We start from the raw sequence: 13,805 nt of genomic DNA, 5'->3' as shown, positions 1-13,805 counted from the left end.
GCAGATCAGGACGGATCGGCTGCTTTGCCCACCCGCCTGCCTCGCCCGCTAGTCCGGCCCGGCTGGTCCCGCGGGCCTGGCCTGCCGGCGCACCTGCCTCGCCGTGTCGCTCGGTGACTGGCTGGCTTGGCTGGTGTCGCCCGGTCGCCCGCTTGCCTGGCCTGGCTTGGCTCGCCTTGTCCGGCCCGCATGGCTTGTCCCAACGGCCTGGTCCGGCGGACTGCCTGGCCCGTCTTGTCCCGCCTGCCTGGTCCGGCTACACGCCAGCCTCGCGCGGCCGCGCATCTGCCTCGGCTGGCTCGGCCCGCGTCGCCCGGACGCCCGCCTGGCCCCGCTCCGCCTCGCCCAGCTTGGCTCGTCCCGCCCGGCGCAAGCGGGCCGGGTGCGCGGGCGGGTCCGCTCACTTCTTCCGCAGCCGTTCCCGTGCCTCCATCAGTGCGAAGCCCAGTAGGTTCGGGCCCCGCCAGTGCTCCGGATCGGTTGCCGCCTCGTCGTCCGCCGCGAGGCCTATGCCCCACACCCGGTCCACGGGGCTTGCCTCGACCAGGACCCGGTCGCCGGTGTTCACCAGGAACTGCCGTAGGTCCGCGTGCGCGGCGAACTTGTGGACGCTGCCCTCGACCACGATCCCGAAGCGCTCGCGCTCCCATATCGCCTCGTCGAAGCCGCGCACCAGCCGCCCCGCCTTCTTGGCCTGGGACGGATGGCCCGCGGCCAGCACCCGCCGTTCCGCCTCCGTGTCGTCGAACAGCCGCGCCTTGGCCGCCATCATCCAGTGCTCGGCGGTCGCGTAGGCCACCCCGTCCACCGTGAACGGCGACGGCCACCACTGGCTCAGACAGCTCGGCCCCACCCGGCCGTCCGGCCGCGCCCGATGCCCCCAGAAGTGGAGGTACTTGACGCGTACTCCCGCGCGGACCGCCCTGGCCAGTGCCTCCCGGGAGTCGATCCTCCCGGTGGCGAACTCCCCCGTGATCTTTTCCATGCATGCGAGTCTCGCAGTCACCACTGACACTCCGTCCCCCCTTTTCCGAGCTCACTCGACACCTGGTCGACAGATTCCGTCGCGTAACCGAAAGGCAACAACGGAATCCCTTGTAGGAGTGCCATAGCTCTGTCAGGATCGGCACTCAAATCGAGCTGGAGCTACGCCACCCGCCCCCTGAGCCACGGGGCGACGGCGGAGGAGAGCGACATGCAGAACCCGGGCACCGCCACCCCGGAACGATTCCCCGCACAGGACCGCTTCGCGGACGGCGCGCAGTTCATCGCGGGCCGCCTGACGAAGGGCACCTCCGGCCGTACGCACGCGGTCGTCGACCCGTCGACGGGCGAGGAGGTCTACACGTACGAACTGGCCGGCCCCGACGACGTCGACGCGGCCGTGGCCGCCGCGCGCGAGGCCTTCCCCGGCTGGGCCGCCACCACCCCCGGCGAGCGCTCCGACGCGCTGCACCGCTTCGCCGCCGTACTCGCCGACCGCGCCGAGGACTTCGCCCGCGCGGAGAGCCTGCAGTGCGGCAAGCCGCTGAAGCTGACGCGCGAGTTCGACGTCCCGGGCACCATCGACAACACCGCCTTCTTCGCGGGCGCCGCCCGGCACCTGCAGGGGCAGTCCGCCGGTGAGTACTCCGGTGACCACACCTCGTACGTACGCCGTGAGCCCATCGGTGTCGTCGGGTCGATCGCGCCCTGGAACTACCCCCTCCAGATGGCCGCCTGGAAGATCCTCCCGGCGATCGCCGCGGGCAACACCATCGTGCTGAAGCCGGCCGAGCTGACCCCGCTCACCTCACTGCTGTTCGCGCAGGCGGCCACCGACGCCGGCATTCCGGACGGTGTCGTCAACATCGTCACCGGCACCGGCAAGGAGGCCGGTGAGCGTCTCGTCGGCCATCCCGACGTGGCCATGACCTCCTTCACCGGCTCCACCGCCGTCGGCAAGCGCGTGGCCGAGATCGCCACCGCCACCGTCAAGCGCCTCCACCTGGAGCTCGGCGGCAAGGCGCCCTTCGTCGTCTTCGACGACGCGGACCTGGAGGCCGCCGTCAACGGCGCGGTCGCGGGCGCGCTCATCAACACCGGGCAGGACTGCACGGCCGCCACGCGCGCGTACGTGCAGCGCCCGCTCTACGAGGCGTTCGTCGAGCGGACCGCCGCCCTGATGGAGACCGTCCGGCTCGGCGACCCCTTCACGGCCGGCACCGACCTCGGCCCGCTGATCTCGCACGTCCAGCGCGACCGCGTCGCCGGCTTCGTCGACCGGGCGCGCTCCTACGCGCGCGTGGTGACCGGCGGCGAGGCCCCCAAGGGCGAACTCGAGAACGGCGCCTACTACCGGCCCACCCTGGTCGCGGACGCCGCCCAGGACAGCGAGATCGTCCAGGCGGAGATCTTCGGACCGGTTCTGGTGGTCCTGCCCTTCGACAGCGACGACGAGGGAATCAGGCTCGCCAACGACACCCCGTACGGCCTCGCCGCCTCCGCCTGGAGCCGTGACGTCTACCGGGCGAACCGTGCCACCCGCGAGATCAAGGCGGGCTGCGTGTGGATCAACGACCACATCCCGATCATCAGCGAGATGCCGCACGGCGGCTATAAGGCGTCCGGCTTCGGCAAGGACATGTCCGCGTATTCGTTCGAGGAGTACACGCAGATCAAGCACGTCATGTTCGACAACACGGCGGTGGCCAGGAAGGACTGGCACCGCACCGTCTTCGGGGACCGCTAGCCGAACCGGCCGCACGACCGGCGGCCACACTCCCGAAAGGGCACCACGCGCATGGAGCAGTACGAGCCCGACCGCCCGACGCCGGCCGTGGCGGCCGCGATGCGGCGCAGCCTGAGCAACGGCCGGGCGGCGATGACCCGGCGGTCCCTGATACGCGCCTCCGCGGGCGGCGCGCTCACAGTCGGCGGTCTCGCGGCGCTGAGCGGCTGCGGGATCCCCGCCGCGGGCAAGACACAGGGCGGTGTGTCCGCCGACGACCACTCGGCGAAGGAGAAGGTGATCAACTTCTCCAACTGGCCCGAGTACATCGACGTGGACGACAGCGGCAAACACCGCCCGACGCTGGACGCGTTCGGCAAGCGGACCGGTATCACGGTCAAGTACACCGAGGACATCAACGACAACGACGAGTTCTTCGGCAAGATCCAGCCGCAGCTCGCCGCGGGCCAGGACACCGGCCGTGACCTCCTCGTGCTCACCGACTGGCTGGCCGCCCGCATGATCCGCCTGGGCTACGTCCAGAAACTGGACGCGTCCAACCTGCCGCACGCCTTCGCCAACCTGTCGGACCAGTTCCGCAGCCCCGACTGGGACCCCGGGCGCGCCTACTCCTACCCCTGGCAGGGCATCTCGACCGTCATCGCCTACAACAAGAAGGCGCTCGACGGCACAGAGGTGAAGTCGGTCTCCGACCTGCTCGACAACCCCAAACTCAAGGGCCGGGTCGGCTTCCTGACCGAGATGCGCGACAGCATCGGCATGACCATGCTCGACATGGGCAAGGACCCGGCGAAGTTCACCGACGACGACTTCGACGCGGTGATCGCCCGTCTGCAGAAGGCCGTGGACAAGGGCCAGATCCGCCGCTTCACGGGCAACGACTACACGTCGGACCTCACCAAGGGCGACTTCGCCGCGTGTGTCGCCTGGGGCGGCGACATCGTCCAGCTGCAGGCGGACAACCCGGACGTCGGCTACGTCATCCCCGACAGCGGCTACATGACGTCGACCGACAACATGCTGATCCCCAACAAGGCCCGCCACAAGACGAACGCCGAGCGGCTCATCGACTACTACTACGAGCCGGAGCCGGCCGCCGAACTCGCCGCGTACATCAACTACGTGAGCCCGGTCGCGGGAGTGGTTCCCTACCTTGCCAAGATCGACAAGTCGGCGGCGAGCAACCCGCTGATCGTCCCCGACAAGGCCATGCAGGCCAAGTCCCATGCCTTCCGCTCGTTGAGCTCGAAGGAAGAGACGGCCTACCAGCAGAAGTTCGCGAAGCTCACAGGGGCGTGACGAAGATGACGACAGACAACAGCGGCGACGTCCGCCTCTCGGGCATCAGCAAGACCTACGGCTCCTTCACCGCCGTACACCCGCTCGACCTGACCGTGCCGCAGGGCTCCTTCTTCGCCCTGCTCGGCGCCTCCGGCTGCGGCAAGACCACCACCCTGCGCATGATCGCCGGCCTGGAGGAGCCCTCCGGCGGCACCGTCCACCTCGGCGACCAGGAGGTCACACATCTGCCGCCGTACAAGCGGCCGGTGAACACGGTCTTCCAGTCCTACGCCCTCTTCCCGCACCTCGACATCTTCGAGAACGTCGCCTTCGGTCTGCGCCGCCGCGGCATCAAGTCGGTGAAGAAGCAGGTCGAGGACATGCTGGAGCTGGTCCAGCTGGGCGAGCAGGCCCGCAAGAAGCCGCACCAGCTCTCCGGCGGCCAGCAGCAGCGCGTGGCCGTGGCCCGCGCACTGATCAACCATCCCAAGGTGCTCCTCCTCGACGAGCCCCTCGGCGCCCTCGACCTCAAGCTGCGCCGTCAGATGCAGCTGGAGCTCAAGCGCATCCAGACGGAGGTCGGCATCACCTTCATCCATGTCACGCACGACCAGGAGGAGGCCATGACCATGGCCGACACCGTCGCCGTGATGAACGCGGGCCGCGTCGAACAGCTCGGCTCGCCCACCGACCTCTACGAGAACCCGAACACCACCTTCGTGGCCAACTTCCTGGGCACCTCGAACCTGATCGAGGCCGAGGTCGACACCAAGAACGGCGACGACATCGTCCTCAAGGCGGGCGGCGGCAAGCTGGTGCTGCCCGAGGCGCGATGTTCCGCGCCGACGACGACCGGCGGCAAGGTCCTGGTCGGCGTCCGCCCGGAGAAGATCTCCCTCACGCACGCCGACGACGCGGGCGAGATCGCCGAGGGCCGCAACCGGATCACCGGCAGGATCGCCGACTCCTCGTTCATCGGCGTCTCCACGCAGTACGTCGTCGACAGCCCCGTCTGCCCCGAGTTCGAGGTGTACGCGCAGAACATCGACCGCGACGCCCGGCTGGTGCCCGGCGCCGAGGTCGTCCTGCACTGGAACCCGGCCCACACCTTCGGCCTCGACGCGACTCAGGACATCGACGCCGGTGTCGCCGAGGTCGAGGAGGACGCCGCCTGATGGCCGCCGTCACCGAGGCGCCACCCCTGGCGCCCGCCCCCGAGACCAAGCCCCCGCGCAAACGGGGCCGCCTGGTGCCGTACTGGCTGCTGCTCCCCGGCATCCTCTGGCTGATCGTCTTCTTCGCGCTACCGATGATCTACCAGGCCTCCACGTCCGTGCAGACGGGCTCCCTGGAGGAGGGCTACAAGGTCACCTGGCACTTCGCCACCTACTGGGACGCGCTGTCCGAGTACTGGCCGCAGTTCCTGCGCTCGGTCCTGTACGCGGCCGCGGCCACGGTGCTGTGTCTGCTGCTGGGCTACCCGCTGGCGTATCTGATCGCCTTCCGCGCGGGACGCTGGCGCAACCTGATCATGGTGCTGGTGATCGCGCCGTTCTTCACCAGCTTCCTGATCCGCACCCTCGCCTGGAAGACGATCCTCGCGGACAGCGGCCCGGTGGTGAGCACCCTCCACGCGCTGCACGTCCTGGACGTCACCAACTGGCTCGGCTGGACCTCCGGCGACCGCGTCCTGGCCACCCCGCTCGCGGTGGTCTGCGGACTGACGTACAACTTCCTGCCGTTCATGATCCTGCCGCTCTACACCTCGCTGGAGCGCATCGACGGGCGGCTGCACGAGGCGGCCGGCGACCTGTACGCCAAACCCTGGACCACCTTCCGCAAGGTCACCTTCCCGCTGTCGATGCCCGGCGTGGTCTCCGGCACGCTGCTGACCTTCATCCCGGCGGCCGGCGACTACGTCAACGCCGAACTCCTCGGCTCGACCGACACCCGCATGATCGGAAACGTCATCCAGACCCAGTTCCTGCGGATCCTGGACTATCCGACGGCGGCGGCCCTCTCCTTCATCCTCATGGCCGCGATTCTCCTCATGGTCACCCTCTACATTCGCAAGTCCGGGACGGAGGATCTGGTTTAAATGTCCGTCCTCAACTGGCTCAAGCGCCATCTCGTCGTCATCGCGGGACTGCTGACACTCGGATATCTCCTGCTCCCGAACGTCATTGTCACAGTATTCTCCTTCAACAAACCGAAGGGGCGCTTCAACTACCAGTGGCAGCAGTTCTCCACGGACGCGTGGAAGGATCCCTGCGGTGTCGCCGACATGTGCGGCTCGCTGTCGATCAGCCTTCAGATCGCCCTCTGGGCGACGATCGGCGCCACCGTCCTCGGCACGATGATCGCCTTCGCACTGGTCCGCTACCGGTTCCGCGCGCGGGGCACCGTGAACTCGCTGATCTTCCTGCCGATGGCGATGCCCGAGGTCGTCATGGCGGCCTCGCTGCTCACCCTGTTCCTCAACCTGGGTGCCCAGCTGGGCTTCTGGACGATCCTGATCGCCCACATCATGTTCTGCCTCAGCTTCGTCGTCGTCGCCGTCAAGGCACGCGTGATGTCCATGGACCCGCGCCTGGAGCAGGCCGCACAGGACCTCTACGCCGGTCCGGCGCAGACCTTCCTGCGTGTCACCCTGCCCATCGCGGCCCCGGGAATCGCCGCCGGTGCGCTGCTGTCCTTCGCGCTCTCCTTCGACGATTTCATCATCACCAATTTCAATGCGGGCTCGACCGTCACGTTCCCCATGTTCGTCTGGGGCTCGGCACAGCGCGGAACGCCCGTTCAGATCAATGTCATCGGTACGACGATGTTCCTCGTCGCCGTATTGTTGGTCCTTTCTTCGATGCTCATCGGGAATCGCCGCAACAAGCAAAAGGCGTAGTCGCAGAAGCCCTGTAGGGAGTTGAAATCATGGCCCCAAGCGCCATGAACCGTTGGACGAAGTCTCTTTCCGACGCACAGCCGGTCCCGTACTGGCTGGAAGACCCCGGCAAGCCCCACCCCGAGCCCGCGCTCACCGGCGCCGAGACCTGCGATCTGCTGGTCGTCGGCGGCGGCTACAGCGGACTGTGGACCGCGCTCATCGCCAAGGAGCGCGACCCCGCACGGGATGTCGTCCTGCTGGAAGGCCGCGAGGCGGGCTGGGCCGCCTCGGGTCGCAACGGCGGCTTCTGCGCCGCCTCCCTCACCCACGGCCTGCCCAACGGCCTGGCCCGCTGGCCCGACGAGATCCACAAGCTGCAGGAACTGGGCGCCCGCAACCTCGACGAGATCGAGAAGGCGGTCGCCCGCCACTCCCTCGACTGCGACTTCGAGCGCACCGGCGAGATCGATGTCGCCACCGAGACCTACCAGGCGTGGGAACTGCGCGACTGGTACGAGGAGATGGAGCGCGAGGGCCTCGCCGAGGGCGTCGAGTTCCTGGACGCGGAAGCGGTACGGGAACAGGTCGACTCACCGACGTTCCAGGCCGGCCTCTGGGACCGTCGTGGCGTCGCCATGCTTCACCCGGCGAAGCTCGCCTGGGGTCTCAAGCGCGCCTGCCTCGCCCTCGGCGTCCGCATCTACGAGCACACCCCCGCCCTCACCCTGAAGCCGTACGGCGCCGGCATGGCCGTACGCACCCCCTACGGCTCCGTCCGCGCCCGCAAGGTCGCGCTCGGCACCAACATCTTCCCGAACCTGATCAAGCGCGTACGGGCCTACACCGTCCCGGTCTACGACTACGCACTGATGACCGAGCCGCTCAGTGAGGAGCAGCTGGCGTCGATCGGCTGGAAGAACCGCCAGGGCCTCGGGGACAGCGCCAATCAGTTCCACTACTTCCGGCTGTCCGCCGACAACCGCATCCTGTGGGGCGGTTACGACGCGATCCACCACTACGGCGGCCGGGTGCGCCGCGAGTACGACGACCGTCCGGAGACCTACGCCAAGCTCGCCGGGCACTTCTTCACCTGCTTCCCGCAGCTGGAGGGCGTCCGCTTCACGCATGCGTGGGGCGGCGCGATCGACACCTGCTCGCGCTTCTCGGCGTTCTTCGGCACCGCGCACCAGGGCAACGTCGCCTACGCGGCGGGCTACACGGGCCTCGGTGTGGGCGCCACCCGCTTCGGTGCCGAGGTGATGCTCGACCTGCTGGCGGGACGGACCACGGAGCGGACCTCGCTGGAGATGGTCCGCAAGAAGCCGCTGCCGTTCCCGCCCGAGCCCTTCGCCTGGACCGGCATCGCGCTCACGAAATGGTCCCTCGCCCGCGCGGACGCGCACGGCGGCCGCCGCAATCTCTGGCTGCGGACGATGGACCGACTCGGGCTCGGTTTCGACAGCTGAGGTACCCGATGCACGGCACTTTGTGATCCAGATCACTTCAGTGGGTCGGGGAAACCCGCGTAATGCCCGCCGGGAGACCTCCCTCTCTCCCGTGACGCGACCAGCGTCCAGGAGAGACAGGAGGTCTCCTCATGGCTGGGGCGAACACGGCGGTCGAGTGGCTGGCGTCCGTTGCTCCGGATCCCGAGGCCTGCCGCTGGGAGTGGGAGCGCAATCCCCTGGGGATCGCGCTGCTGCCCGCGGGCAAGGCCTGGGACGTGCTCATCCTTCCGGCCGGGCTCGGCTATGCCACGCTCGACGTCCTCACCCGTTTCCTGGACCGGCCGGGCCCGGTGCTTGTCGACTTCGGGGACGCCCGCATGGGCTTCTTCGTGCCGCCGGGCACCGCGGCCCGCTGGCTGGGCACCGGCATCCGTACGGCGGGGGCCGGCACCTGGATCGTGGTGCCGTACCCGGGACGCTCGACCGGCGGCGTCCGCTGGCTGGTCCCGCCGGACGGCTCGGGCACGCTCACGGACCCGGCGCTTCTCGAACTGGCGATGCACGAGGCGGCGGCGGGTCTGGCACGGGAGGAGGACGGCTGACGGACCACTGATGGCCAGAGGTCTATACAGACGGCTTGCACAGACGGCTTACGGCTTGCGCAGACGGCTTACGAAGACGGACTGCTCGCACTCACCGCACTCGCGTCGGCCCCCGCGCGGCCGGCGCGGACCAGGAACATCCACAGAGACGAGATCAGCACCGTGCACAGACACCAGCTGGCCACGACGTCCAGGGGCCAGTGATAGCCGCGCCGCACCAGCCCGAACCCGACGGCGAGATTGACGACGGCGCAGGCGGCGAGCAGTGCACGGCGGGCGTACGCCGCGCTGAGCCAGGGGAGCAGGAGCAGGGTCGCCGAGCCGTAGGCGACGGCGGCCGTCGCGGTGTGGCCGGACGGGTAGTAGCCGGTCGCCGGAGGTACGAGGGGGGTGCCCGGGCGGTCGATCAGTTCCTTGAGCGGCACGACCAGGGCCGGGACCAGCGCCATCAGCAGCGCGGCCGCGAGCGGCGGCAGCCACCAGCGGTACGTCCCCGCCGCACGGGCCCGCCAGGCCACGTACGCCAGGACGACGGCGAGCACAGGCACCGCCACCCCGATGTTGCCCAGGTCGGCGAGGAGTTCCGAGAAGCGGTCGGGGTGCGCGAGGGCGCCGCTGACCCGCCGATCCACGCCCAGCAGCGGGCCGCTCGACACGACCTGCCAGGTGATCAGCGCGAAGAGGAGGGCGGGAAGCCCGAGAAGGAGAAGAAAGGAGGTCGGCCGCCCCGGAACAGGGGGGGTAGTTCCGAGGCGGCCGATCAGATCGGATCGACGCCCACCCCGGGGGGTTTGGGGCGGGCGACTGTCCGATCGGTGAGGAGATCCGGAGCCGGAAGCTCCGTGTGTGTGCGCGAGGGCACGACCAGGTCGTAGCTGGGGAGGCCACGGCCTGAAATCGCCCACAGTCCCCTGTGAGCGGGGTGTATCTCTCATCTGGGTAGAACCTACGGCAGCGGATGGGCGGAAGACAGACGGAATCGCGTCCCGCCATCCACCTCGCACACGTTCTTCACATGGCCTGACGCCCACCGCCCCGGACCCGGAATCCCGAGGGGTGCCAGGGGTGGGGCCAGTGATGCGCATGGGGCGCGCATCCTGTGTGTGAGCTGGGGATTCCGCTTGGCTCAGATCCGCGCGAAGGCCTGCTCGATGATGTCGAGACCCTCATTCAGGAGGTCCTCGCCGATGACCAGCGGAGGCAGGAAGCGGAGGACGTTGCCGTAGGTGCCACAGGTCAGGACCAGCAGGCCCTCGGCGTGGCAGGCCTTGGCCAGCGCGGCGGTCGCCTCGGGGTTCGGCTCCTTGGTCGTACGGTCCTTGACCAGCTCGATGGCGATCATCGCGCCGCGGCCGCGGACGTCACCGATGACGTCGAACTTCTCGGCCATGGCGCCGAGGCGGGCCTTCATGACCGCCTCGATGTTCTTCGCCTTGGCGTTGAGGTCGAGCTCCTTCATCGTCTCGATCGAGCCGAGCGCACCGGCGCAGGCGACCGGGTTGCCGCCGTAGGTGCCGCCCAGGCCGCCCGCGTGCGCGGCGTCCATGATCTCGGCGCGACCGGTGACCGCGGCCAGCGGCAGTCCGCCCGCGATGCCCTTGGCGGTGGTGATCAGATCCGGGACGATGCCCTCGTCCTCGCACGCGAACCACTGACCGGTGCGGCAGAAGCCGGACTGGATCTCGTCGGCGACGAAGACGATGCCGTTGTCGGCGGCGAACTTCCGGATCGCGGGCAGGAAGCCCTTGGCGGGCTCGATGAAGCCGCCCTCGCCGAGCACCGGCTCGATGATGATCGCGGCGACGTTGTCCGGGCCGACCTGCTTGCTGATCTGGTCGATGGCCTGCGCGGCGGCCTCGGGACCGGCGTTCTCCGGGCCGGTCGGCCAGCGGTAGCCGTAGGCGACCGGCACGCGGTAGACCTCGGGCGCGAACGGTCCGAAGCCGTGCTTGTACGGCATGTTCTTCGCCGTCAGCGCCATCGTCAGGTTGGTACGGCCGTGGTAGCCGTGGTCGAAGACGACGACGGCCTGGCGCTTGGTGTACGCGCGGGCGATCTTGACGGCGTTCTCGACGGCCTCGGCGCCGCTGTTGAACAGCGCGGACTTCTTGGCGTGGTCACCCGGAGTGAGCTCGGCGAGGGCCTCGGCGACCGCCACGTAGCCCTCGTACGGGGTGACCATGAAACAGGTGTGGGTGAAGTCCGCGAGCTGCGCGGACGCCCGGCGTACGACGGCCTCGGCGGACGCGCCGACGGACGTCACCGCGATGCCGGAGCCGAAGTCGATGAGCCGGTTGCCGTCGACGTCCTCGATGATCCCGCCGCCCGCGCGCGCGGTGAACACGGGCAGCACGGAGCCCACGCCCTGCGCGACCGCGGCGGTACGGCGGGCCTGCAGTTCCTGCGACTTCGGGCCGGGGATGGCGGTGACGATCCGGCGCTCCTGCGGAAGTGCACTCATGAGGGGCTCCTGGGGGTGTGCGGCCTTGGACACAGGCTCTTACGGGCTCTTGCCTTCTTTTCTCGCAGATTAGGACCGGGAGAGGGGGGTGGGCATGCTCCATGTGGGCGCTGTCGGGGGTTCGGGTTTGTCCGCGGTGGACATGGCGCCCGGTGCGGGGCCCGGCCGCGTAAGCGGTGAACTCCCCGTGCCGGGGCGTTAGATTGACCGCTGACGGTGGACGGAACGGCTGGTCAGGGAGCGAGGGCGATGGACAGCGACGGGACGCAGGACACACGGGGTACGCATGCGAATCCTGTGCCGCGTCCGGCAGGTCCGCCGGAGGTACCGCCGAGGCCCATGGCTGCACCCGGCGTGCCGCCGCGGCCGGACGGCTCGGCGTTCCTGACGTGGCTCCGGGCGCCGCGCCCGGAGACACCGCCCGGCGTCTGGCGGTTCGGGCATCGGCCGCGGCCCCAGGAGCAGCCCGAACTCATCCCCGCCCGCCAGCTGGTCAGCGGCGCGGTGATCGCGTTCCTCGTCGGCTGGCTGATCTGGTCGCTGCTGTGGAACGGCTACCTCGGCGGCTGGTGGCTGCTCCCGCTGTACGCGATGATCCCCGACTCCTGGGCCCAGCCGCACAGCATCGCCTCGGTCGTGGTCGTCTACGCCTACTACGTGCTGATCGCCCTGGTCATCATGATCGGCGTCGGCAGGCTCGGCCGCTGGGGCGAGATCTGGCGCCGCTACGGCCCGCCGGCCTGGCGCCAGGCGGCGCCCCGCGCCGAACGCCCGCCCGCCCCCGAACAGGACCCCGCCGAGTGGCCCCAGCTCCGCGCCGCCGGAGCCGCCGACGCCGCCGAGCGGCTGGCCGCCGAGGCGCGGGCCGGGCTGATGCGGGACGTCGACCACGCCCGGATCGTGCGCGCCTGGCAGGGCGTGCGCACCGGCCGGCACAGCCTCGCCGCGTTCACCGGGGCGGTGCTCAAGGACGGCGCCGCCGCCTGTCTGCACCCCTCCGGGGAACGCGACCTGCCGGCCCGGCTCGCCCGGCACGACCTGCTGACCGGTCAGGTACGGCTCGGCACGACCGCCGACGATCCCCGCAACCCCTACGCCTACCGCGGTGCCGGTCTCGGTCTCGGCCCCGAGCTGCTCGGCACCTCCCTGCTCGCCGTCGGCCCGGCAGGCTCCGGCAAGACCGGCACCGTGGTGCGGCCGCTCGCCGAGTCGCTCTGTCTGCACGCCCTCGCCGGACGGGCCGCGGTCGTCGTGGTCGGCGCGGCGGGCGCGGGGCTCGGACCGGTCGACGCCTACGACGTCGTCGTCAGGATCGGGAATCCGGAGTCGGTGTACGACCTGGACCTGTACGGCGGGACGAGCGACCCGGACGAGGCCGCGGCCGTGCTGGCCGAGGCGCTGGTCGGGGACCTCGCCGATCCGCACCCGGGCAGTGACAGCCGCCGGTCCACGACCGTGCTCGCCCAGCTGCTCGGCCCCTTCCGGGCGGTCCACGGCCGCTTCCCCTCCGTGCCGGAGCTGCGGCAGCTGCTGGACGGATCGCCCGGGCCGCTGGAGGAGCTGCGTACCGCGCTGCAGGGTTCCGGGCAGGAGTCGCTGCTGCGGGAACTGGACGCCCGGGAGCGGCAGTTGGGGCACCCGGGGGATGTGGCCGCGGTGCTGGCGGACCGGGTGGCGCTGCTGGACCGGCCCGCCTTCGCGGGGTTCTTCGACACGTCGGGGCAGTCCAAGCCCTTCTCCCTCAAGGCCCTCGACCACCCGGTGCGGGTCCGCATCGACCTGCCAGAGCGCGGACACGCGGACGCCTCGCGGATGCTGGCGCGGCTGGTGCTCGCGCAGTTCACCGCGAGCGTGGCGGTACGCGAGGACCGGTCGCTGTTCGCCTGCCTGGTGCTGGACGACGCGACGGGGGTGGTGACCCCGGAATCGGTGCGCGGGATCCAGCGGCTGCGGTCCGGGAACGCAGGCGTCGTACTGACCCTGCGGACCCTGGACGATGTGCCGAGGCCGCTGCGCGGGCCGCTGCTCGGCTCCACCGGATGCCGTATGGCGCTGTCCGGGCTCACCCCGTGGGACGGACAGGACTTCGCCGAGGTCTGGGGCAAGGAGTGGACCGAGGCACGGGACGTCACCGACCGGCAGATCATCGCCGAGACCCCGGCCGGCAAGGCCGTCCACATGCTCCGGCGTGTCATCACCGGCAAGGCGCCCACCGCGCGGGCCGTGACCGTCCGGCAGGTCGAACGGGAGCGTTGGTCGGCGTCCGAGCTGGCGCACGGGGTGCCGCCCGGACATGCGGTGCTGTCGCTGACGACCGTCAAGGGAGAGCACGCGCCGCCGCTGCTGGTGGATCTGAGGGGTTAGGTCTGGACTTCACCGGACCCGGTGACCGTACGGTGAG

General features: G+C 70.0%; 11 protein-coding genes. 8 read left to right on the top strand and 3 right to left on the bottom strand.

The window, feature by feature from the left end:
• Nucleotides 1-400: 400 nt before the first annotated feature.
• A complete protein-coding gene (gene ybiA, locus ABD355_RS34160) occupies nt 401-985 on the bottom strand; it encodes a riboflavin biosynthesis intermediates N-glycosidase (RefSeq protein WP_344404796.1) in 585 nt (194 codons plus the stop codon).
• Between the two features lie 210 nt (nt 986-1,195).
• Between ybiA and ABD355_RS34155 the strand changes: the two genes are divergently transcribed.
• The 7 genes from ABD355_RS34155 to ABD355_RS34125 all read left to right on the top strand — a co-directional run bounded on the left by ABD355_RS34155 (nt 1,196) and on the right by ABD355_RS34125 (nt 8,943).
• Nucleotides 1,196-2,731, top strand: coding sequence for a gamma-aminobutyraldehyde dehydrogenase (locus ABD355_RS34155; RefSeq protein WP_344404794.1), 1,536 nt, complete (start codon nt 1,196-1,198; stop codon nt 2,729-2,731).
• Nucleotides 2,732-2,782: 51 nt separating this feature from the next.
• Nucleotides 2,783-4,030, top strand: a complete 1,248-nt coding sequence (locus ABD355_RS34150) for an ABC transporter substrate-binding protein (protein WP_344404793.1) — start codon at nt 2,783-2,785, stop codon at nt 4,028-4,030.
• A gap of 5 nt (nt 4,031-4,035) precedes the next feature.
• Nucleotides 4,036-5,187: an ABC transporter ATP-binding protein gene (locus ABD355_RS34145; RefSeq protein ID WP_344404792.1), complete on the top strand. Its 1,152-nt coding sequence runs from the start codon at nt 4,036-4,038 to the stop codon at nt 5,185-5,187.
• Nucleotides 5,187-6,110 carry an ABC transporter permease gene (locus tag ABD355_RS34140; protein WP_344404791.1) on the top strand — a complete coding sequence of 308 codons (924 nt, stop codon included), beginning with the start codon at nt 5,187-5,189 and terminating at the stop codon, nt 6,108-6,110. The genes ABD355_RS34145 and ABD355_RS34140 overlap by 1 nt, the downstream gene beginning before the upstream one ends.
• Nucleotides 6,111-6,911 (top strand): ABC transporter permease, encoded by an 801-nt coding sequence (locus ABD355_RS34135; RefSeq protein ID WP_344404790.1) that lies wholly within the window; start codon nt 6,111-6,113, stop codon nt 6,909-6,911.
• A gap of 29 nt (nt 6,912-6,940) precedes the next feature.
• Entirely contained in the window at nt 6,941-8,359 is a 1,419-nt protein-coding gene (locus tag ABD355_RS34130; protein ID WP_344404789.1) for an NAD(P)/FAD-dependent oxidoreductase, read from the top strand.
• Between the two features lie 131 nt (nt 8,360-8,490).
• Nucleotides 8,491-8,943: a bifunctional DNA primase/polymerase gene (locus ABD355_RS34125; protein ID WP_344404788.1), complete on the top strand. Its 453-nt coding sequence runs from the start codon at nt 8,491-8,493 to the stop codon at nt 8,941-8,943.
• 68 nt (nt 8,944-9,011) lie between these two features.
• Here the strand turns inward: ABD355_RS34125 and ABD355_RS34120 are convergent, their stop codons facing one another.
• Nucleotides 9,012-9,848: a phosphatase PAP2 family protein gene (locus ABD355_RS34120; protein WP_344404787.1), complete on the bottom strand. Its 837-nt coding sequence runs from the start codon at nt 9,846-9,848 to the stop codon at nt 9,012-9,014.
• A gap of 221 nt (nt 9,849-10,069) precedes the next feature.
• Entirely contained in the window at nt 10,070-11,404 is a 1,335-nt protein-coding gene (gene gabT, locus ABD355_RS34115) for a 4-aminobutyrate--2-oxoglutarate transaminase (protein WP_344404786.1), read from the bottom strand.
• 249 nt (nt 11,405-11,653) lie between these two features.
• On the opposite strand from gabT, the gene ABD355_RS34110 reads away from it, so the two are divergent.
• Complete coding sequence (locus ABD355_RS34110; RefSeq protein ID WP_344404785.1) at nt 11,654-13,768, top strand: ATP-binding protein; 2,115 nt, start codon at nt 11,654-11,656, stop codon at nt 13,766-13,768.
• The last annotated feature ends 37 nt before the right edge of the window (nt 13,769-13,805 follow it).

Origin of the sequence: Streptomyces longisporus, assembly GCF_039532765.1 — a bacterium.
In the GTDB taxonomy this organism is placed as follows: domain Bacteria; phylum Actinomycetota; class Actinomycetes; order Streptomycetales; family Streptomycetaceae; genus Streptomyces; species Streptomyces longisporus.
This window is presented reverse-complemented; position numbering and strand designations above follow the sequence as displayed.

Bases quoted from the DNA above. Each gene is read 5' to 3' on its own strand.
- ABD355_RS34155 (WP_344404794.1), top strand. From the start codon at position 1,196: ATGCAGAACCCGGGCACCGCCACCCCGGAACGATTCCCCGCACAGGAC.
- gabT (WP_344404786.1), bottom strand. From the start codon at position 11,404: ATGAGTGCACTTCCGCAGGAGCGCCGGATCGTCACCGCCATCCCCGGC.
- ABD355_RS34110 (WP_344404785.1), top strand. From the start codon at position 11,654: ATGGACAGCGACGGGACGCAGGACACACGGGGTACGCATGCGAATCCT.
- ABD355_RS34125 (WP_344404788.1), top strand. From the start codon at position 8,491: ATGGCTGGGGCGAACACGGCGGTCGAGTGGCTGGCGTCCGTTGCTCCG.
- ABD355_RS34135 (WP_344404790.1), top strand. From the start codon at position 6,111: ATGTCCGTCCTCAACTGGCTCAAGCGCCATCTCGTCGTCATCGCGGGA.
- ybiA (WP_344404796.1), bottom strand. From the start codon at position 985: ATGGAAAAGATCACGGGGGAGTTCGCCACCGGGAGGATCGACTCCCGG.
- ABD355_RS34140 (WP_344404791.1), top strand. From the start codon at position 5,187: ATGGCCGCCGTCACCGAGGCGCCACCCCTGGCGCCCGCCCCCGAGACC.
- ABD355_RS34150 (WP_344404793.1), top strand. From the start codon at position 2,783: ATGGAGCAGTACGAGCCCGACCGCCCGACGCCGGCCGTGGCGGCCGCG.
- ABD355_RS34130 (WP_344404789.1), top strand. From the start codon at position 6,941: ATGGCCCCAAGCGCCATGAACCGTTGGACGAAGTCTCTTTCCGACGCA.
- ABD355_RS34145 (WP_344404792.1), top strand. From the start codon at position 4,036: ATGACGACAGACAACAGCGGCGACGTCCGCCTCTCGGGCATCAGCAAG.